The sequence below is a fragment of the Ensifer sp. ENS08 genome (assembly GCF_014852195.1).
Lineage (GTDB): Bacteria > Pseudomonadota > Alphaproteobacteria > Rhizobiales > Rhizobiaceae > Ensifer > Ensifer adhaerens.
Window position 1 is genome coordinate 307139 of record NZ_JACVBF010000003.1, and the last position, 18565, is coordinate 325703.

An 18565-nucleotide genomic window follows, 5' to 3' on the forward strand; every position below is an offset into this window, starting at 1 on the left:
CTCAGACCCCGAGCATCATCCGCACGACCGGTTCCAGACCCCGGCCAATCGCACGCGTGTTTTCCGCATCGAGATGCACGCCATCGAGCGGCGTCGTCACCGCCACTGATCCGGCATCGAAGAAGCCGCAATCGAGTTCGTCGGCGAGATCGCGATAAAGGGGCGCCAGCATCGAAGACTGCTCGATGCCGCCTGCGAACATTGCGGCAAAGCCGGCGTCGGCCGTTTCGCAAAGCACCGGCGGCGACACGATCAGGATCTCCGGGCCGTCCTCACTCTCAACCGGCCAATCGTGACGGCGCACCAGATTGACCAGCCGCTCGACGCCCTTCACGGCGCCGAAGGCGGTTCCGTGGATCACCGGCTTCATGTCATTTGCGCCGAGAAGAAGAATGATGAGATCGAGCGGCGCGTGGCTGTGCAGCAGCGTCGGCAGCACCTTCGCACCGTTACGGTCGCAATCGGCGAGGTGATCGTCGTAGGCGGTCGTGCGGCCGTTCAGCCCCTCGGCGATGACCTGGACGTCCGGCCCCAGCGCCTTCTGCAAGACACTCGGCCAGCGATCGGCAAGCGCATGTCGACCGCCATCGGTGGCATCGTAGCCCCAGGTCAGACTGTCGCCATAGCAGAGAACTGTTTTCATCGTCCGGGCCCGCCTTCGACTGTGCGAAAAGGAACGGACCGGCCCGAAGGCCGGTCCTCATCCAACTCAGACCAGCATGCCCATCGGGTTTTCGATGTAGCGCTTGAAGGCACCGAGCAGTTCGGCACCGAGCGCGCCATCGACGCAGCGATGGTCGGTCGAAAGCGTGACGGTCATGACGTTGGCGATGACCATCTGCTTGTTCTTGACGACGACGCGCTCCTCGCCGGCGCCGACCGCGAGGATCGTGGCATGCGGCGGGTTGACGACGGCGGCGAAGTTCTTGACGCCCATCATGCCCATGTTGGAGACGGCAGTCGTGCCGCCCTGGTATTCTTCGGGCTTCAGCTTGCGGTCCTTGGCACGCTGGCCGAGGTCCTTCATCTCGTTGGAGATGGCCGATAGGCTCTTCAGTTCCGCCTTGCGGATGATCGGGGTGATCAGGCCGCCCGGGATCGACACGGCAACGCCGACGTCGGCGTGCTTGTGCTTGACCATGTTGCTCTCGGTCCACGAGACGTTCGCGTTCGGAACGTCGCGCAGTGCCAGCGCCAGGGCCTTGATGACCATGTCGTTGACGGAGAGCTTGTAGACCGGCTTGCCACCCTGCTCGGGAGCCGCTGCGTTGAGCTGCGCACGCAGTGCCAGCAGCGCGTCGAGTTCGCAGTCCACCGACACGTAGAAGTGCGGGATCGTCTGCTTGGATTCGACGAGACGCTTGGCGATCGTCTTGCGCATGCCGTCATGCGGCACGAGTTCGTAGGAACCTGGCTCGAACAGCTTGAGAACGGCGTCTTCCGACATGCCCTTGGCAAGCGGTGCGGCTGCAGGAGCAGCAGCGCCGGCGGCCGGTGCGGCGGCGGGCTTGGCAGCGCCACCGGAGATGGCGGCTTCGACGTCCTTCTTGACGACGCGGCCATGAGGACCGGTGCCGGCAACTGCCGACAGGTCAATGCCCGCGTCCTTTGCCAGACGGCGTGCGAGCGGCGAGGAGAAGACGCGTGCGCCGCCCTCGGCCTTGGCCGGCTGGGCTGCAGCCGGTGCAGCGGCAGGAGCCGCAGCCGGAGCGCTCGGCGCTGCCGGTGCAGGCGCTTCGGCCTTGGCGGCGAGCGCCGGTGCTGCCGCGCCGTTGCCGCCCTTGGCGGCGGCGGCGACATCCTCGCCATCGGCGGCGAGAACGGCGATCAGCGCATTGACCTTGACGCCATCGGTGCCGGCGGGAACGACGATCTTGGCAACGGTGCCTTCGTCGACGGCTTCGACTTCCATCGTCGCCTTGTCGGTCTCGATCTCGGCAATCACGTCACCGGACTTGACCTTGTCGCCTTCCTTGACGAGCCACTTGGCCAGATTGCCTTCTTCCATCGTCGGGGAGAGGGCAGGCATTGTGATGTTGATAGGCATCGAAGGGCCCTCCCCTTATTTGTAGCAAACGGCTTTCACCGCATCGACAACCTCTGCGACGTTCGGAAGCGCGAGCTTCTCGAGGTTCGCGGCGTAAGGCATCGGCACATCCTTGCCGGCGATCGTCAGGATCGGGGCGTCAAGGTAGTCGAAGGCCTGCTGCATGACGCGGGTTGCGATCTCGGTGCCGACGGAAGACTGCGGATAGCCTTCTTCGACGGTGACCAGACGGCCGGTCTTCTTGACGGATTCGATGACCGTCGGCAGGTCCATCGGACGGATGGTGCGCAGGTCGATCAGTTCGACATCGATGCCCTGGGCTTCGAGTTCGGCAACCGCCTTGACGGCGTAGGTCATGCCGATACCGAAGGAAACGATCGTTGCGTCCTTGCCGACCTTGTGGATACGGGCCTTGCCGATCGGCAGCACGAAATCGTCAAGCTTCGGCACTTCGAAGGAGTGACCGTAAAGGATTTCGTTTTCGAGGAAGATGACCGGGTTCGGGTCGCGGATCGCAGCCTTGAGCAGGCCCTTGGCGTCGGCAGCCGTGTAGGGCATGACGACCTTGAGGCCCGGGATATGGCTGTACCAGGCGGCGTAGCACTGCGAGTGCTGCGCGGCCACGCGGGCAGCCGCACCGCTCGGGCCACGGAAGACGATCGGCGCGCCCATCTGGCCGCCGGACATATAGAGTGTCTTGGCAGCGGAGTTGATGATCTGGTCGATCGCCTGCATGGCGAAGTTGAAGGTCATGAACTCGACGATCGGACGAAGGCCGGTCATGGCAGCGCCGACGCCGACGCCGGCAAAGCCGTGCTCAGTGATCGGGGTATCGATGACACGGCGGGCGCCGAATTCCTGCAGCAGGCCCTGGGTAATCTTGTAGGCGCCCTGATATTCGGCGACTTCTTCACCCATGACGAAGACGTCGTCGCTGGCGCGCATTTCTTCGGCCATGGCGTCGCGAAGTGCTTCGCGAACGGTCATCGTCACCATTTCGGTGCCGGCAGGGATCGCCGGATCAGCAGCGACTTCGACCTTCGGCTGGGCTGCAACCGGAGCCGGCGCGGAAGCGGCCGGCGCTTCGGCAGCGGCTGCCTTCGGCGCTTCGGCCTTCGGAGCGGCGATGTCGCCAGCGCCTTCGCCGTCTTGCAGCAGCACGGCGATCGGGGTGTTGACCTTGACGCCTTCGGTGCCGGCGGCAATCAAGAGCTTGCCGATCGTGCCTTCATCGACGGCTTCGACTTCCATCGTTGCCTTATCGGTCTCGATTTCGGCAATGACGTCGCCGGAGGACACCTTGTCCCCCTCGTTCTTCAGCCATTTCGAGAGCGTGCCTTCCTCCATTGTCGGGGAAAGGGCGGGCATAAGAATTTCTACTGGCATGTTTGTCCCTCCCCGGATCAAAGCAGGATGTCGGTGTAGAGCTCGGATGCATCCGGCTCCGGATCGGCCTGGGCAAAATCGGCGCTGTCGGCAACGATGTCGCGGACTTCCTTGTCGATCTGCTTCAGCTCATCCTCGTTCGCCCAACCCTTTTCGGTCAGACGCGCCTTCACCTGCTCGATCGGGTCGTGTTCCGAGCGCATCTTCTGCACTTCGTCCTTCGAGCGGTACTTCGCCGGGTCGGACATCGAGTGACCGCGGTAGCGATAGGTCTGCATCTCAAGGATGATCGGACCCTTGCCCGAGCGGCAATGCTCAACAGCCTCGTCGCCGGCGGCCTTGACCGCGCGCACGTCCATGCCGTCGACCTGGAAGCCCGGAATGTTGAAGGAGACGCCGCGCTGCGAGAAGTCGGTCTGTGCCGAAGCCCGCGAAACCGAAGTACCCATGGCGTAGCGGTTGTTCTCGATCACGTAGATCACCGGCAGCTTCCAGAGCTGCGCCATGTTGAAGCTTTCGTAGACCTGGCCCTGGTTGGCAGCGCCGTCACCGAAATAGGCAACGGACACATTGTCGTTTCCGCGATAGCGGTTGGCGAAAGCAAGACCGGTGCCGAGCGACACCTGGGCGCCGACGATGCCGTGGCCGCCATAGAAGTGCTTTTCCTTGGAGAACATGTGCATCGAGCCGCCCTTCCCCTTGGAAAGACCGCTGCGACGACCGGTGAGTTCGGCCATGACGCCGCGGGCGCTCATGCCGCAAGCCAGCATGTGTCCATGGTCACGATAGGCGGTGATGACCTGATCGCCTTCCTTCAGCGCCATCTGCATGCCGACGACAACGGCTTCCTGGCCGATGTAGAGGTGACAGAAGCCGCCGATGAAGCCCATGCCATAGAGCTGGCCGGCCTTTTCCTCGAAACGCCGGATCAGCAGCATCTCGCGGTAGGCACTCAGATCTTCCTGTTTGGAGAAGTCGGCGAACGTGCCGCCGTTGAAGTCTTTCTTCGCCGGCTTTGCGGCACTCTTGCGGCTGGAAACGGACGCGGATTTTCGCGGAGCCATTCGTTCCTCCCAATGGTTAGCCTTTTGCGGTTACCATAGGGAAAGAAAGCAGACACAGCAATGCCATATTTGCATGGCTCACATTCCACGCAAATAATTGATTTTGCTTTACAAATTTCAATTAACTGAATTCAGGTTAATTTGCGGCACGGTGGAAAATAACGATCTCGTCACTTCGCGACATGTTCAGCGCGAGGCGAGCCTTTTCATCCAGCATGTCCCGTTCCAGCGACCCATCACTCATCAGCTGAACCTCCTTTTCGAGGATCATTCGCTGCTTCGTGAGCTTATCCAGCCGCGCCTGCCGCTCGACGATCTGACGATCGAATTGCTCGGTCGCCTTCAGGCCATAGCCGCCGTGAATGGAATGATAGCCGAAGTAGGAGAGAAAGGCGACCGCGATCAGCGGCATCACCAGCCGACCCAGTTTCCGTTTCTTATGATGCCGTGTCCACATGCATTCCCGCCCTGATACGCAGTACGGCAATCAGATTAGCGTCGATTGATTAACCGACCGTTGACCATGAACGGCAGGAAAATAGAAACCCGCCCACACGGGGCTGTGTGGGCGGGCTCAGTTTTCAGACAAAAATCAGGCGGCGATCAACCGCGCAGGATCGAACGGCCGGCGTACTTGGCCTGCAGGCCAAGCTGCTCTTCGATGCGGATCAGCTGGTTGTACTTTGCGAGCCGGTCCGAACGGGCAAGCGAGCCGGTCTTGATCTGGCCGCAGTTGGTGGCAACCGCGAGATCGGCGATCGTCGCATCTTCGGTTTCGCCCGAACGGTGCGACATGACGGCGGTGTAGCGCGCCTTGTGTGCGGTCTCGACGGCGTCGAGCGTTTCCGACAGCGAGCCGATCTGGTTGACCTTGACGAGGATCGAGTTGGCGACACCCATCTTGATGCCGTCGCGCAGGCGGGCCGAGTTGGTGACGAACAGGTCGTCCCCGACGAGCTGGCACTTGTTGCCGATGAGATCGGTCACAGCCTTCCAGCCGTCCCAGTCGTCTTCGGCCATGCCGTCTTCGATCGAGAAGATCGGGTACTTGGCGGCGAGTTCGGCAAGATATTCAGCCATTGCGCCCGGCTCCAGCGTGCGGCCTTCGCCTTCGAGTACGTACTTGCCGTCCTTGAAGAATTCGGTCGCTGCGCAATCGAGCGCGATGAACATGTCTTCGCCCGGCTTGTAGCCAGCCTTCTCGATCGACTTCATGATGAAGTCGAGCGCTGCCGGGGCCGAAGCGAGACCCGGCGCGAAGCCGCCTTCGTCGCCGACATTGGTGTTGTGGCCGTCGGCTGCAAGCTGCTTCTTCAGCGTGTGGAACACTTCCGAGCCCATGCGAACAGCATCACGCATCGTGTCGGCGCCAACCGGAACGATCATGAACTCCTGGAAGTCGATCGGGTTGTCGGCGTGCGCGCCACCGTTGATGATGTTCATCATCGGAACCGGGAGCACGTGGGCGTTCGGACCACCGACGTAGCGGTAGAGCGGCAGGCCGGCAGCTTCGGCGGCAGCCTTGGAAACGGCAAGCGAAACGCCGAGAATGGCGTTTGCGCCGAGGCGCGACTTGTTCGCCGTGCCGTCGAGCTCGATCATGGTCTTGTCGATCTGGATCTGGTTCTCGGCATCGAGACCGCCGATCGCTTCGAAGATCTCGCCGTTGACGGCTTCGACGGCACGTTCGACGCCCTTGCCGAGGTAACGCGTACCACCATCGCGCAGCTCAACAGCCTCATGCGCACCGGTCGAGGCGCCCGACGGGACTGCCGCGCGGCCGAAGCTTCCGTCTTCCAGGTACACGTCGACCTCGACGGTCGGGTTGCCGCGGCTGTCCAGAATTTCTCGGCCGATGATGTCGATGATTGCAGTCATGATCTCTTCCCTGTTGAAGACGGTGGGTGGTCGGGGCCTGTCATACGCCAAGGCCTCGAAATTACAATGGCGCGCAATATGCAAAAACAACCGCGCCATTGCGGTTCATGAAAATTTCACGAAGCGTCGCGCGGGTCTCAGCCCTTGGCGATCGCGTCGAAAGCCAGCAGCTTTTCGAGCAGCCGCGGCATGTCCCTCAGATGCACCATGTTCGGGCCGTCCGAGGGTGCGTTGTCCGGGTCTTCGTGCGTCTCGACGAACACACCTGCGACGCCAACCGCCACGGCCGCACGCGCCAGGGTCTCGACGAATTCTCGTTGACCGCCCGAAGAGCCGCCCTGCCCGCCCGGCTGCTGAACCGAATGGGTCGCATCAAAGACGACCGGCGCGCCGAGCGAAGCCATGATCGGCAGCGAGCGCATGTCGGAGACCAGCGTGTTGTAGCCGAAGGAAGCGCCACGCTCGCAGAGCATGACATTGGAGTTGCCGCTCTCGGTGAACTTCGCCAACACGTTCTTCATGTCCCAGGGCGCCAGGAACTGGCCCTTCTTGACGTTGATCGCGCGGCCGGTCTTGGCGGCTGCGACCAGAAGATCGGTCTGGCGCGACAGGAAGGCCGGGATCTGCAGGATATCGACCGTCGGCGCGACCAGAGCACATTGCTCTTCGGTGTGCACGTCGGTCAGAACCGGAAAGCCGAATTCCTTTTTCAGGTCGGCGAAGATTTCCATCGCCTTGTCGAGACCGATGCCACGCTTGCCCGAAAGGGAGGTGCGGTTGGCCTTGTCGAAGGAGGACTTGTAGACGAGGCCGAGGCCGAGCTTGTTGCAGAGTTCTGAGAGCGCGCCCGCCATCATGAAGGCGTGTTCACGGCTCTCCATCTGGCAGGGGCCGGCGATCAGCGACAACTTCTCGGTCTGTGCGAAGGCGACCTGACGGGCGCCCTCACCGACAACGACTCTGGCATTGGTTTTCATCATCAAGCTCCAAACGCGAAGATCACCCCTTGCCCCGGCATTTCGGGGACAATGAGGCGCCCGCCCATTTCTGCAAATTCGATATCGTTCTCGGCAAAGAGCGCCCGCGTTGCCTCGAGATCGGCAACACGGAAGACGACCGCCCGTCCGCGAAGGCCCCGTTCGGCACCGCGCACCGAGCGACCGAAGAAGGCTTCCATGCCGGCGGCGTTCAGCACCGAGATCTTGGCGTTGGTGGTCGCGACATCCATGCCGAAGGAATGCGCCGAAACCTCGCGCTCATCGACCGCTTCCTGCAGCAGATACTGGAAATCAGTCGGATTGGCTTCCGACAGCACCACTTCGCTTATGCCGATCACGCCGTTGTCGTGTCGCTCCAGCGCCGCCCGATCGGTGGGGAGTGCGCGAACGCGCTGACAGCTGAAAAGAAAGAGATCCGGCGCGCGCAGGTCGGCCGCAAAGGCAAGACGGAACGAGCCCAGTCCTTCGCGGCCATCCGGCAACTTCATCGGCCGGGAAAACTCCAGCATGTCACCGCCGGAGATGCCCCGCGCCCTAAAACGAATGTGGTCGCTCGCCGCATCCTCGGTGCCGAAGACCAGCGCCGAGAGGCCTTCCGGTCCCTGGCGGAAACGAAACGCCTGATCACGCGCCACAAAGGCGTTGCCGTCGAGTGCCGCCGCCTCGCACTCCTCGCGGGACGCTATGGCTAGCGGTTCGAGATAGGTGCCGTCGGCAAAGAAGACGCAGGCATTTTCGGTGCCGAAGGGATGGCGGGCATCGTCGGCGACGGTGAAGCCGAGATTGGAAAGCCGACGCCGCGCCTGGGTAAGCGTATCCACCGGCAGCACGAGGTGATCGAGCGGGCGGGTGGTGCGCTTGGAGAGGCTCATGGCGTGTTCCCTGATGGTTCGCCGCTGTTTGCAACTTTTGGCCGGCGAATGCAAGCCGGGTCACCGCCAGGGGCCGGATCGGCCATCCGGGTTCGGGCCGTTGCCGCAAAGTGAGCCGTCCGCGGCCGGCTGCGCCCGCCGCGGATTATGCCTGTCAGCGGGAGACGAACCGCCGGAAGGTCAGTAGTAGCCCGGCGCCGTCGTGGCGTTCGCCGTGTTCCCCGCACCGAGACCGGGGGCGAACGTCTGGGGCTGCGTGTAGGATGTATTGGTCGAGGACGTCGAGGCACAACCCGAAAGCCCCAGCACGGCAACCGCCAAAGGCACGAACAACAAAGCGATGAAGCGCATATGGATTGACCCCTTTCCAGTTTCGCTGACGACAGGAAAGTACGAAACCGATGCGTTGGCGAGTACGTAACAGTAACGCGAGGTAAAAAGGCGGTGCGGAAGCCGGGATCGGCAACCGCAGCGCCTTCCGGCCGCTGCGACTGCCCTCGTTGCGTGCGAGCTTGCGGGCCCGAACAGAGCGCCGGGCCTGCCGCATCAGGGATGAAGATCGCTCTTGATGGCAAAGGTGGCGATGAAGGTCGGCACGAACCTGTCGATCAGGAAACGAGCCGACGGCTGCCAATCCTCGTGAAAGCCGGCCAACAGGAAACCGACCTTCAGCTGCCCCTCGATCTGCGCAGAAAGGCTGTGTCCGAAGACCAGGGCCTCGCCCCGATCGACCTTGGCCTGCACGACATCGGGCGCGAGATGCTCCACCTCGGCAAAGGGGAGCCGGTAAGCCGGGCGGATAAGGCCCTTTTCCGCATGGGCCGGATCGCGGTCGCCGACGAAAACGATCGGATTGTAGAAGCTCGAAAGCAGCCGACCGCCGGTCTTCAGCACCCGGTGGCACTCCCGCCAGACCGGCTGGATGTCGGGAACATAGAGGTTCGAGATCGGATGAAAGACGATGTCGAAGGTTTCGTCCGCAAAGGTCGCGAGGTCCCGCATGTCGCCCTGCACGGTCAAAAGCGACAGCCCTTCGCGTTCGGCGACGCGCCGATCCTGTTCGAGCTGTCCCTCGGAGAGGTCGAAGACCGTAACGTCCGCACCGGCGGCGGCCAGGGTCGGCGCCTGCTGCCCGCCGGCGGACGCCAGGCAGAGGATCTTCTTGCCCTTGACGTCGGGCAACCAGCCCACAGGCAGATCGCCGGGCGTCAGCCGCGCCTGCCACTGCCCTTTGCGGGCGTCGGCGATCATCTCCGGTGTTACCGGACGCGACCATTCGCAGTCCTGGCTTGCCTGCCTGTCCCACGCCTGGCGATTGTGATCGATGATATCGAGATTGAAGGAGGAAATATCTTGCATGTTCGGTCCCTGGAAACTTTGTCCTGATGTGACCGCTCACGAAGGCGAATGGAGATCGCAGGCAGAAATGCCCTAGCGTTCGTCCGTCGATGCGGATCGCAGCAATGCCATCGTCCATCCTCTTCGCAAGCGAAGTTGAGGCGATTCGGTTTTCACCGGGCATTACTGGCGCATTGGACGACGCTCCCCTTACTGGAAGCCGCAAGCTAGCGGCTAGGTTGCGGATGGTCAACGCGAACGGAGGCCAACGGCTGCGACGTGCCGCCGCAATGGTTTCTCCGGCATGGTGTCGGCGAACGAATATCCGGCATGGTCTGCGCGTTATCATGTTGCGCATGATTTCAACCGCTTGAGAAGCCGTCACAATTGCGTAAAATTCGTCATTGCAGCCTGGAGTTATGCCGGGCAGCAGGCTGAGGGGCAGCATTTGATTATTGAGTCGCAAGACAAGAAACGCATCCGGGCACGGCCGAGTCACGCCAAAGGGCGCTTCGGCACACTGGCTCGGCTCCCAACCGGGCACAAAACCACATGATGCGCGAGATGATGGCCAAGCTGGCTTCCATCGCCATCATGATGTTTGCGCGGGCGCTGACGGCGGCGCGCGCCATCTGGCATGAGACCGGCCTGCCGCCGAAGCAGAGCATCTATTTTGCCAACCACTCCAGCCACGGCGATTTCGTGCTGATCTGGGCGGTCTTGCCGCCCTGGCTCAGGGAACGCGCGCGGCCGGTCGCAGGTGCCGAATACTGGCTGAAATCGAAGCTTTCGACCTTCATCGGCCGCGACGTCTTCGACGCGGTGCTGATCGAGCGCGACCCGGATGCGCGCACGCAGGACCCGGTCGAGCAGATGACGGCCGTGCTCAACGACGGATCGTCGCTCATTCTCTTTCCCGAGGGAACGCGCAACCAGACCGAAGCGCGACTGCTGCCGTTCAAGAGCGGGCTCTATCACCTCGCCTGCAAGCGCCCGGACGTGGCGCTGGTTCCCGTCTGGATCAACAATCTCAACCGCGTCATGCCCAAGGGGGAGTTCGTGCCGATCCCGCTCATCTGCACCGTCAATTTCGGCGAACCGATGCGCCTCAAGGCGCAGGAGACGAAGGAAGAGTTTATCGCTCGCGCCGAGACCGCCCTGCTTTCGCTCGCACCTTCATCGACGGATGACGGCGCATGAGCGCGGCCAGCCTGGACATGCTCAAGCTGCTCTTCGGCGTCGGCGGCGTTCTCGTGCTGGCGTCGAGCGTCGGCTACATGCTCAAGCAGAAGCTGTCGCCTGACGGGTCGAACGGCTCGATCGAGAACCTCAACGCCCGCATCAAGGCGTGGTGGGCAATGGTAGTGCTGATCGCCATCGCCTTCGTTGCCGGACGGGTCGGCGTGCTCCTGCTCTTTGCCTTCTGCTCGTTTGCGGCACTGCGCGAGTTCATCACGCTCATCAACACGCGGCGCGGCGACCACTGGGCGATCGCGGGCGCCTTCTTCGTCGTCCTGCCGATCAACTACTTCCTGCTGTGGGCCGAGCAATACGGCATCTATTCGATCTTCGTGCCGGTCTACGCCTTCCTGCTGATGCCGATCGTCGCGGTTCTTCGCGGCGACACCCGCGACTTCCTGGTCCGGATCTCCGAGGTGCAATGGGCGCTGATGATCTGCGTCTTCTGCGCCTCGCATGTGCCGGCGCTGCTAACGCTGCAGATCCCGGGCTATGAGGGACGCAACGTGCTTCTCATCGCCTTCCTCGTCATCGTCGTTCAGTCGAGCGACGTGCTGCAATATGTCTGGGGCAAGCTCTTCGGCAAAACCAAGATCGCGCCAACCCTTTCGCCGTCGAAAACGGTCGAGGGTTTCGTCGGCGGCGTTGCGAGCGCAACGCTGATCGGCGCCTCGCTCTGGTGGATTACCCCGTTCACCCCGGCACAAGCCGCGTTGATGTCGCTCATCATAACCCTGATGGGATTCTTCGGCGGGCTCGTCATGTCGGCGATCAAGCGGGACCGCGGCGTCAAGGACTGGGGCCATCTGATCGAAGGCCATGGCGGGCTGATCGACCGGCTCGATTCCGTCGTTTTCTCCGCGCCGATCTTCTTCCACCTGACGCGCTACTGGTGGTCGCTGACATGAGCGCGAAACTGAAGGGGCTGGCATCAAGCGGCTTCGTACATGTGGCCTTCGCCTTTTTCGCCATGGGCGGCTGGGCGCTTTTCGCCAACGGCCATCACCCCATGCCCAAGCCGCTTGTTGCCGGCTTCGTCCAGGGAACGCTTTCGGCGCTGCTTACCCTCTACCTCAAGACGGCGATCGATGCGCTTTCCAGGCGGTTCAACGGCGCCAGGCGCCTGGTTCTGCCACCGCTCTTCGCGTGCCTCGGCTCGTCTGCAATTCTGATCGCGATCCACGCCACCAGCGGCACGCCCGAGATCCTGAAAACGATTGCGCTGCCGCTCACGGTTTCGACCACCTACGCCGCCATCTACAACTATTCCATCAGCCGAGGCGAACATGACCGAGACCGGTGACCGCAGGCCGCTCGCAAGCCGCAACACCCGCTGGGCGCAGGCCACCGCGCGCCGCCTGGCATCGATGAACCTCACGCCAAACCGGATCTCGCAGGCAAGCATGCTGGCGGCCGCCCTTGCCGGCCTTTCCTTCTGGCTCACGGGCGAAAGCGAGGACGGCGTAAGGGCGAGCCTGTTCATCGCCGCCGCGCTCTTCTGCCAGTTGCGCCTGCTCTGCAACCTTTTCGATGGCATGGTCGCCGTCGAGGGTGGCAAGGGCGAGGCCGATGGTCCCTTCTGGAACGAGTTTCCCGATCGCATCGCCGACATCTTCATCTTCGTCGGCGCCGGATTTGCCATCGGCGTGCCGGCTCTCGGTTTTGCCGCGGCCACCTTCGGCGTGCTGACCGCCTATGTGCGCGAGCTCGGCCGTGCCAATGGAGCGCCGGGCGACTTCTCCGGCCCGATGGCCAAACAACACCGCATGGCGACGATGACGCTGGCCGCCGTGGTGTCCGCCTTCGAAGGCCTCTGGCTCGGCGATGGCGAACTGCTGTGGATCGCGCTCCTTGCGATCTCGACTGGGGCTGCGCTTACGGCCCTGCTGCGCGCTCGTCGCCAGATTGCCTGGCTTCGGCAAAACGCTCCCCACAAAGGCTAAACACCCTCTTCACGCATCATGAACGAGGCCGCAGCAACATCGCGCGGCCCTCTTGACGCATGTCCATGCCAATTATTAGATAGATTAGTCTATTTATTAAATGCCACGAGTGTCGACGATGAACGAATGCTCGCGCGCACCAAGATCGGCGGCGATCAGGTACATGGTCGCTGCCTCCTGAAAGCACACTTTTTCAATCGGTTACGGCGCAAATTTATAGCGCCTCCCGTAACGGAGAACACGAATGAGTACCCCAGACCGCATCGACGACGTCGATGCATTGCGTGGCTTTGCCTTGCTCGGCATCCTCCTTGTCAACATCATGGCCTTCGCCTCCGCCTTCTACGGGCTGGAAATTTCCGACCCCGCCTTCGGCGGCATCCTCGATCGCAGCGTGCATTTCGTGATCGCCCTGTTCTTCGAAATGAAATTCTACCTGCTCTTCTCGTTCCTGTTCGGCTACAGCTTCACCCTGCAGATGCGTTCGGCGGAAAAATCCGGCGAGGCCTTCGTTCCCAGGCTCTTGCGCCGACAGATGGGCCTCTGGCTGATCGGGCTTGCCCATGCGGTCCTGCTTTTCCATGGCGATATTCTCACCACCTACGCGGTGCTTGGCATCGTCCTCCTGATGCTCAGAAACCGCAGCGATGGGGCCCTCTTCCGCCTGGCGAAATGGCTGGTCCTTATCCTTGCAGTGGTCTGGGGCACACTCGGCATCCTCATCACGCTGGATCCGGTACCGCTCGATCGGTCTGCCATTCTTTCCGCCGCGGAGGCGGCCGAGCTTGCCTTCCAAGGCGACTGGCAAGCCGTCATCGGTCAGCACCTTACGGAGCTCAACTCGGTCTGGATCATCCTCGTCCTGCTGCAAGCGCCGTGCGCGCTGGCGATGTTCCTGCTCGGCCTGATCGCCGGGCGTCGCAAGACCTTGGCGCGGCCGGAGGAGAACACGGCGTTGTTCCAGCGCCTCGTTCGTACCGGTCTCTGGATCGGCCTGCCTGGCGCCGTCATCTATGCCTATGTCAGCGTCGAGATGCCCGAATCGCCAATCGCGGTCATCGCGCTTTCGATCGGGCTCGCCACCGGCCCGCTTCTCACCGGCGCCTATGTCGGCGCCATGATGCTGCTCTTCGGATCCGAAACCGGCCACAGCCTGCGCAACCTGCTGGCGCCTGCCGGCCGCATGGCGCTGTCCAACTATCTGCTGCAGTCGCTGATCGCGGCGCTGATCTTCCATGGTTACGGCCTTGGTCTCATCGGCCAGGTCGCGCCTTTGGCAAGCGTGCTGATCGCGCTTGCGATCTTTGCCGCCCAGCTCTTCATCAGCCACTGGTGGATGGCCCGTTTCGCCTATGGCCCGCTCGAATGGATCCTGCGCTTCATCACCATCGGCCGCGTGCCGCAGTGGCGCCGCCCGGCGGAGGCGCGCTGACGGACACCAGCCAATTCCCGCAACCAATGCTGCCCGGCGCCTTCGGCGCTGGGCATTTTCGCTTCCTGGCTTGAGACGCAGTTCGGCACTATTTCGCTTTGACTCTAATTAGATGCTTGTCTAAATATTGAGACAACAAGCGAGCGGAGACGATGCGGATCAACAGGGTTTTCGAGGCGCTTTCTCATCCCGTGCGGCGGCAGATCCTGGCACTGTTGAAGGCCGGGCCGATGAGCGCCGGCGAACTCGCCGAGCATTTCGACCTGACCAAGCCGACGCTTTCCGTGCATTTCAACAAGCTGCGCGAGGCAGAACTCGTCGCGGTCGAGCGGCGCGGCACGAGCCTCATCTACCACCTCAACATGTCCATTCTCGAAGAGGCGCTCGGCGGTCTCCTCAGCACAAGGGATCAAGCACCATGACCTTGCTTTTGCGTTCCCCGATCGCGCTGGTCGCTGGCGGCATACTTTTTTCCGCGACGCTCGTCGGCTATCTCGCAATCCCCGCCGAGGCGCTGCTTCCGATCCATTGGGGTGTTGACGGCACGGCCGATGCCTTCTGGCCGCGCGACCGGGCGCTGGCGCTGGCGCCTGTGGCGGTCGCCGTGCTTGCCGCATTCTCGTTCGCCGTTGGTCGGTTCGCACCACAGGCCGAGCTTCAGGCGGGCCGGCATATCGCCGAAGTCACCCTCCCCGCGATCCTCGCGCTCTTTGCCGCCATTCAAACTGTGATCGTGCTGATCGGGCTTGGCGGCGACCTCTCGATGACGCGCGTGATCGCCTTCGGCCTCGGACTTCTGTCGATCGTCGTCGGCAACGTCCTGCCGAAATCGCAGCCGAACGGCCTTGCCGGCATTCGGCTGCCGTGGACGCTCGCCGATAACGCCAACTGGCGGGCAACGCACCGGCTTGCGGGCCTGCTGATGGTCTGCGCCGGTATCACCCTGGCGCTGCTGGCCCTCGTCATGAGCACCGGTCCAGCGCTTGCCGCAGCGACGATCGCCGCGCTGCTGCTGCCGGTCGCAATTGCAACGCTCTATAGCTACCACATCGCCCGTCGCAGTTAGTGGCTCCAGGCGTCGCAGCTCGGCCGCAGCGCAACGGCAGAAATGAAAAAGGCCGGTCTTGCGACCGGCCTTTTGCTTGTCTTTCCTGTGCGCCTCAAACGAGACGCGACTGTTCCAGTGCAGCTTCGATGAAGCTTGCAAACAGCGGATGCGGATCGAGCGGACGCGACTTCAGTTCCGGGTGGTACTGAACGCCGATGAACCACGGATGGTCCGGATACTCGACCGTCTCCGGCAGGATGCCGTCCGGCGACATGCCCGAGAACACCAGACCGCAGGACTCAAGCCGATCCTTGTAGTCAACGTTGACTTCGTAGCGGTGGCGGTGACGCTCAAAGATCTCGGTCGAACCGTAGATCTCGGCAATCTTGGTGTCGGCCTTCAACGATGCGCGATAGGCGCCAAGCCGCATCGTGCCACCGAGATCACCCGATGCGGAACGCTTCTCGAGTTCGTTGCCCTTCACCCACTCGGTCATCAGACCAACGACCGGTTCCTTGGTCGGACCGAACTCGGTGGAGGACGCCTTCTCGATGCCGGCGAGGTTGCGGGCAGCTTCAACGACAGCCATCTGCATGCCGAAGCAGATGCCGAAATACGGCACCTTGCGCTCGCGGGCAAAGCGCGCCGCGTTGATCTTGCCCTCGGAACCGCGTTCGCCGAAACCGCCGGGAACGAGGATGCCGTGTACCTTTTCAAGGTAGGGCGCTGCGTCTTCCTTCTCGAAGACTTCCGATTCGATCCACTCGAGCTTGACCTTCACCCGGTTGGCGATGCCACCATGGTAAAGCGCTTCGATCAGCGACTTGTAGGCATCCTTGAGGCCGGTGTACTTGCCGACGATCGCGATCGTGACTTCGCCTTCCGGCGTGCGGATGCGATCGGCAACCCGTTCCCAGGCGTCCATGCGCGGCTTCGGCGCCGGTTCGATGCCGAAGGCTGCCAGCACTTCGTTGTCGAGGCCTTCCTTGTGGTAGGCGATCGGAACGTCGTAGATCGAGGCAACGTCGAGCGCCTGGATGACTGCCGACTGGCGGACGTTACAGAAGAGCGAGAGCTTGCGACGCTCGGCCTCCGGAATTTCGCGGTCCGCACGAACGAGCAGGATATCAGGGTGGATGCCGAGGGCCTGCAGTTCCTTGACGGAATGCTGCGTCGGCTTAGTCTTCAGTTCGCCGGCAGCCGGGATATAGGGCATCAGAGTGAGATGGACGTAGACGGCGGTGCCACGCGGCAGGTCGTTGCCGAGCTGGCGGATCGCCTCCATGAACGGCATCGCTTCGATGTCGCCGACGGTGCCGCCGATTTCGCACAGCACGAAGTCGTAGTCGTCGTTGCCTTCGGTGACGAAGTTCTTGATTTCGTTGGTAACGTGCGGGATCACCTGAACGGTTGCGCCGAGATAGTCGCCGCGACGTTCCTTGTCGATGATGTTCTTATAGATCCGGCCCGTGGTGATGTTGTCGGTCTTCGTCGCCGAACGCCCTGTGAAGCGTTCATAGTGGCCGAGATCGAGATCGGTCTCCGCGCCATCGTCGGTTACGAAAACCTCACCGTGCTGAGTCGGGCTCATGGTGCCCGGGTCAACGTTGAGATAGGGGTCGAGCTTGCGCAGTCTCACCCGGTAGCCACGCGCCTGCAGCAGTGCTCCGAGAGCCGCTGCAGCGATGCCTTTTCCGAGGGAGGAAACCACGCCGCCTGTGATGAATACATATCGCGCCATGGGAGTCACCGGATACCTTTTAACAAATGATTCCGCCACCGAAAAATTCATGTTCCAGAACTTTTCGTCTTGGGATGGAGGCAGATTTCACACAAAACAAAACCGGCGGATGAAACATCCGCCGGCGGGTTCTTCAGAATTGCGACCTTATTGGCCGCTGGGAACTTGCGATCCCGTATTGCTGTTGGCGCCAGCGGCGGGCGCCGGGGTCGTTGCTCCGCCGGCCGGGGCTTCGCCCGTCGTTGCCGGTGCGGTCGTCGAGGGCACGCCATTGTCGGCCGGAGCGGCGTTGCCGGTGGCCGGCTGCTGTCCAGTCGCACCGCCAGCCGGAGCCGGAGCGCCGCCACCGAGCGAATTGAGAACGCCACCGCCGTTCGAGCTGGTGCCCGGGATACGGTCGAGGATGTCGGTCGCCTGCGGCTGGTAACGCGCGAGAATGCCCATGCCGAGCGCCAGGACGAAGAAGAGCGCGGCAAGGATCGCCGTCGTGCGGGTCAGCGCATTGGCCGTGCCGCGCGCGGACATGAAGCCCGAGCCGCCGCCGATGCCCAGGCCACCGCCTTCGGAACGCTGAATGAGTACGACGCCGATCAGGGCGACGACGACCATGAGATAGATGACGAGTAGTACGGTCTGCATCAGCTTCCAGTCCTGCCCTTGGGGCACACGAATCAAACCCTGCGCAAACTCGGCATGGCCGGGCGCAATTTTCGCGCCTCTTTATACCATGCCGTGCGCCATTCCAAGCCCCTGCCCGGTAACCCGGGCGATCAGGCCGTCAATTCTTCATAAGCCCGGTAGATGGCGAGGAAGTCTTCGGCTTTCAAGCTTGCGCCACCGATCAGTGCGCCGTCGACATTGGCAACGCCCATCAATTCCTTCGCATTGGACGGCTTGACCGAGCCGCCATAGAGGATGCGCATCTTGGCGCCGCCGTCGGCAAAGCGTGCGATCAGCTCCTTGCGCATGAAGGCGTGGGCTTCCTCGACATCCGTGGCCGTCGGCGTCAGGCCGGTGCCAATCGCCCAGACGGGCTCATAGGCAATCACGGTGTTTTCCGCGGTTGCTGCATCCGGCAGGCTTTCGGCGAGCTGGCGCTTCAAAACATCGAGCGTCTTTCCGGCCTTGCGCTCATCACCGGTCTCGCCGATGCACACGATCGCGACGAGTTCGGCCGAATGGGCCGCTTCCGTCTTTGCGCGTACCAGCGCATCGCTTTCGGCATGATCGGTGCGGCGCTCGGAATGGCCGACAATGACGTGGGTGCCGAAGCAATCGGCGATCATTTCGGCGGAAAGGTCGCCAGTGTGGGCGCCCGACTGCTTCTGGTGGCAGTCCTGCGCGCCGATCAGCAGCGGGCTGTCGTCGCAAAGCGCCGTCGCCACGTAGAGCAACGTTGCCGGCGGGCAGATCAACGTTTCGACCTTGGCGGAGAGTTCGCCCTTGACCCCTTCGGCCATCGCCTTGATCTGATCGAGCGAAGCGCGGGTTCCGTTCATCTTCCAGTTGCCGGCGACGAGCGGGCGGATATCGGGCGTCATGCTATTTCCTCCGGGTACTTTTCTCCGGAAGCGGCCTA

Annotated in this window: 19 protein-coding genes; 7 read left to right on the top strand and 12 right to left on the bottom strand. The window is 62.5% G+C overall.

Translation table 11 applies throughout. The features are described from left to right. Position 1: 1 nt before the first annotated feature. The 9 genes from IB272_RS11485 to IB272_RS11525 all read right to left on the bottom strand — a co-directional run bounded on the left by IB272_RS11485 (position 2) and on the right by IB272_RS11525 (position 9604). Positions 2-643, bottom strand: a complete 642-nt coding sequence (locus tag IB272_RS11485) for an SGNH/GDSL hydrolase family protein (RefSeq protein ID WP_034795815.1) — start codon at positions 641-643, stop codon at positions 2-4. Between the two features lie 66 nt (positions 644-709). After that, on the bottom strand, positions 710-2047 hold the full coding sequence (locus IB272_RS11490; RefSeq protein WP_192444434.1) for a pyruvate dehydrogenase complex dihydrolipoamide acetyltransferase: 1338 nt from the start codon (positions 2045-2047) through the stop codon (positions 710-712). A gap of 15 nt (positions 2048-2062) precedes the next feature. Next, on the bottom strand, positions 2063-3433 hold the full coding sequence (locus IB272_RS11495) for a pyruvate dehydrogenase complex E1 component subunit beta (RefSeq protein ID WP_060516909.1): 1371 nt from the start codon (positions 3431-3433) through the stop codon (positions 2063-2065). A gap of 17 nt (positions 3434-3450) precedes the next feature. Continuing rightward, positions 3451-4497, bottom strand: a complete 1047-nt coding sequence (pdhA, locus tag IB272_RS11500) for a pyruvate dehydrogenase (acetyl-transferring) E1 component subunit alpha (protein WP_034795824.1) — start codon at positions 4495-4497, stop codon at positions 3451-3453. Between the two features lie 136 nt (positions 4498-4633). Next, on the bottom strand, positions 4634-4954 hold the full coding sequence (locus IB272_RS11505; RefSeq protein ID WP_034795840.1) for a septum formation initiator family protein: 321 nt from the start codon (positions 4952-4954) through the stop codon (positions 4634-4636). 146 nt (positions 4955-5100) lie between these two features. After that, positions 5101-6375 carry a phosphopyruvate hydratase gene (gene eno / locus IB272_RS11510; protein WP_034795843.1) on the bottom strand — a complete coding sequence of 425 codons (1275 nt, stop codon included), beginning with the start codon at positions 6373-6375 and terminating at the stop codon, positions 5101-5103. A gap of 137 nt (positions 6376-6512) precedes the next feature. After that, positions 6513-7355, bottom strand: coding sequence for a 3-deoxy-8-phosphooctulonate synthase (gene kdsA, locus IB272_RS11515; protein WP_060582479.1), 843 nt, complete (start codon positions 7353-7355; stop codon positions 6513-6515). Further along, on the bottom strand, positions 7355-8245 hold the full coding sequence (locus IB272_RS11520; RefSeq protein ID WP_034795850.1) for a VOC family protein: 891 nt from the start codon (positions 8243-8245) through the stop codon (positions 7355-7357). Before IB272_RS11520 ends, kdsA begins: the two co-directional genes overlap by 1 nt. Before the next feature lie 546 nt (positions 8246-8791). Further along, complete coding sequence (locus IB272_RS11525; protein ID WP_060582480.1) at positions 8792-9604, bottom strand: class I SAM-dependent methyltransferase; 813 nt, start codon at positions 9602-9604, stop codon at positions 8792-8794. 534 nt (positions 9605-10138) lie between these two features. On the opposite strand from IB272_RS11525, the gene IB272_RS11530 reads away from it, so the two are divergent. The 7 genes from IB272_RS11530 to IB272_RS11560 all read left to right on the top strand — a co-directional run bounded on the left by IB272_RS11530 (position 10139) and on the right by IB272_RS11560 (position 15263). Continuing rightward, a complete protein-coding gene (locus IB272_RS11530; protein ID WP_060582507.1) occupies positions 10139-10783 on the top strand; it encodes a lysophospholipid acyltransferase family protein in 645 nt (214 codons plus the stop codon). Further along, on the top strand, positions 10780-11730 hold the full coding sequence (locus tag IB272_RS11535) for a phosphatidate cytidylyltransferase (RefSeq protein WP_034795857.1): 951 nt from the start codon (positions 10780-10782) through the stop codon (positions 11728-11730). Before IB272_RS11530 ends, IB272_RS11535 begins: the two co-directional genes overlap by 4 nt. Continuing rightward, complete coding sequence (locus IB272_RS11540; RefSeq protein WP_060582481.1) at positions 11727-12125, top strand: hypothetical protein; 399 nt, start codon at positions 11727-11729, stop codon at positions 12123-12125. The genes IB272_RS11535 and IB272_RS11540 overlap by 4 nt, the downstream gene beginning before the upstream one ends. Further along, positions 12109-12765 (top strand): CDP-alcohol phosphatidyltransferase family protein, encoded by a 657-nt coding sequence (locus tag IB272_RS11545; RefSeq protein ID WP_034795863.1) that lies wholly within the window; start codon positions 12109-12111, stop codon positions 12763-12765. Before IB272_RS11540 ends, IB272_RS11545 begins: the two co-directional genes overlap by 17 nt. Positions 12766-13009: 244 nt before the next feature. Next, a complete protein-coding gene (locus tag IB272_RS11550; protein ID WP_060582482.1) occupies positions 13010-14197 on the top strand; it encodes a DUF418 domain-containing protein in 1188 nt (395 codons plus the stop codon). A gap of 152 nt (positions 14198-14349) precedes the next feature. Beyond that, positions 14350-14619, top strand: coding sequence for an autorepressor SdpR family transcription factor (locus tag IB272_RS11555; RefSeq protein ID WP_197067148.1), 270 nt, complete (start codon positions 14350-14352; stop codon positions 14617-14619). Continuing rightward, positions 14616-15263: an SdpI family protein gene (locus IB272_RS11560; RefSeq protein ID WP_060582483.1), complete on the top strand. Its 648-nt coding sequence runs from the start codon at positions 14616-14618 to the stop codon at positions 15261-15263. Before IB272_RS11555 ends, IB272_RS11560 begins: the two co-directional genes overlap by 4 nt. Positions 15264-15357: 94 nt before the next feature. Here the strand turns inward: IB272_RS11560 and IB272_RS11565 are convergent, their stop codons facing one another. The 3 genes from IB272_RS11565 to tpiA all read right to left on the bottom strand — a co-directional run bounded on the left by IB272_RS11565 (position 15358) and on the right by tpiA (position 18527). Further along, complete coding sequence (locus IB272_RS11565) at positions 15358-16995, bottom strand: CTP synthase (protein WP_082566349.1); 1638 nt, start codon at positions 16993-16995, stop codon at positions 15358-15360. A gap of 138 nt (positions 16996-17133) precedes the next feature. Then, positions 17134-17625 (bottom strand): preprotein translocase subunit SecG, encoded by a 492-nt coding sequence (gene secG / locus IB272_RS11570; protein ID WP_034795875.1) that lies wholly within the window; start codon positions 17623-17625, stop codon positions 17134-17136. A 131-nt stretch (positions 17626-17756) separates the two neighbouring features. Further along, positions 17757-18527: a triose-phosphate isomerase gene (tpiA, locus tag IB272_RS11575; protein ID WP_060582484.1), complete on the bottom strand. Its 771-nt coding sequence runs from the start codon at positions 18525-18527 to the stop codon at positions 17757-17759. Positions 18528-18565 lie beyond the last annotated feature (38 nt).

Bases quoted from the DNA above. Each gene is read 5' to 3' on its own strand.
- IB272_RS11485 (WP_034795815.1), bottom strand. From the start codon at position 643: ATGAAAACAGTTCTCTGCTATGGCGACAGTCTGACCTGGGGCTACGAT.
- IB272_RS11490 (WP_192444434.1), bottom strand. From the start codon at position 2,047: ATGCCTATCAACATCACAATGCCTGCCCTCTCCCCGACGATGGAAGAA.
- IB272_RS11495 (WP_060516909.1), bottom strand. From the start codon at position 3,433: ATGCCAGTAGAAATTCTTATGCCCGCCCTTTCCCCGACAATGGAGGAA.
- pdhA (WP_034795824.1), bottom strand. From the start codon at position 4,497: ATGGCTCCGCGAAAATCCGCGTCCGTTTCCAGCCGCAAGAGTGCCGCA.
- IB272_RS11505 (WP_034795840.1), bottom strand. From the start codon at position 4,954: ATGTGGACACGGCATCATAAGAAACGGAAACTGGGTCGGCTGGTGATG.
- eno (WP_034795843.1), bottom strand. From the start codon at position 6,375: ATGACTGCAATCATCGACATCATCGGCCGAGAAATTCTGGACAGCCGC.
- kdsA (WP_060582479.1), bottom strand. From the start codon at position 7,355: ATGATGAAAACCAATGCCAGAGTCGTTGTCGGTGAGGGCGCCCGTCAG.
- IB272_RS11520 (WP_034795850.1), bottom strand. From the start codon at position 8,245: ATGAGCCTCTCCAAGCGCACCACCCGCCCGCTCGATCACCTCGTGCTG.
- IB272_RS11525 (WP_060582480.1), bottom strand. From the start codon at position 9,604: ATGCAAGATATTTCCTCCTTCAATCTCGATATCATCGATCACAATCGC.
- IB272_RS11530 (WP_060582507.1), top strand. From the start codon at position 10,139: ATGCGCGAGATGATGGCCAAGCTGGCTTCCATCGCCATCATGATGTTT.
- IB272_RS11535 (WP_034795857.1), top strand. From the start codon at position 10,780: ATGAGCGCGGCCAGCCTGGACATGCTCAAGCTGCTCTTCGGCGTCGGC.
- IB272_RS11540 (WP_060582481.1), top strand. From the start codon at position 11,727: ATGAGCGCGAAACTGAAGGGGCTGGCATCAAGCGGCTTCGTACATGTG.
- IB272_RS11545 (WP_034795863.1), top strand. From the start codon at position 12,109: ATGACCGAGACCGGTGACCGCAGGCCGCTCGCAAGCCGCAACACCCGC.
- IB272_RS11550 (WP_060582482.1), top strand. From the start codon at position 13,010: ATGAGTACCCCAGACCGCATCGACGACGTCGATGCATTGCGTGGCTTT.
- IB272_RS11555 (WP_197067148.1), top strand. From the start codon at position 14,350: ATGCGGATCAACAGGGTTTTCGAGGCGCTTTCTCATCCCGTGCGGCGG.
- IB272_RS11560 (WP_060582483.1), top strand. From the start codon at position 14,616: ATGACCTTGCTTTTGCGTTCCCCGATCGCGCTGGTCGCTGGCGGCATA.
- secG (WP_034795875.1), bottom strand. From the start codon at position 17,625: ATGCAGACCGTACTACTCGTCATCTATCTCATGGTCGTCGTCGCCCTG.
- tpiA (WP_060582484.1), bottom strand. From the start codon at position 18,527: ATGACGCCCGATATCCGCCCGCTCGTCGCCGGCAACTGGAAGATGAAC.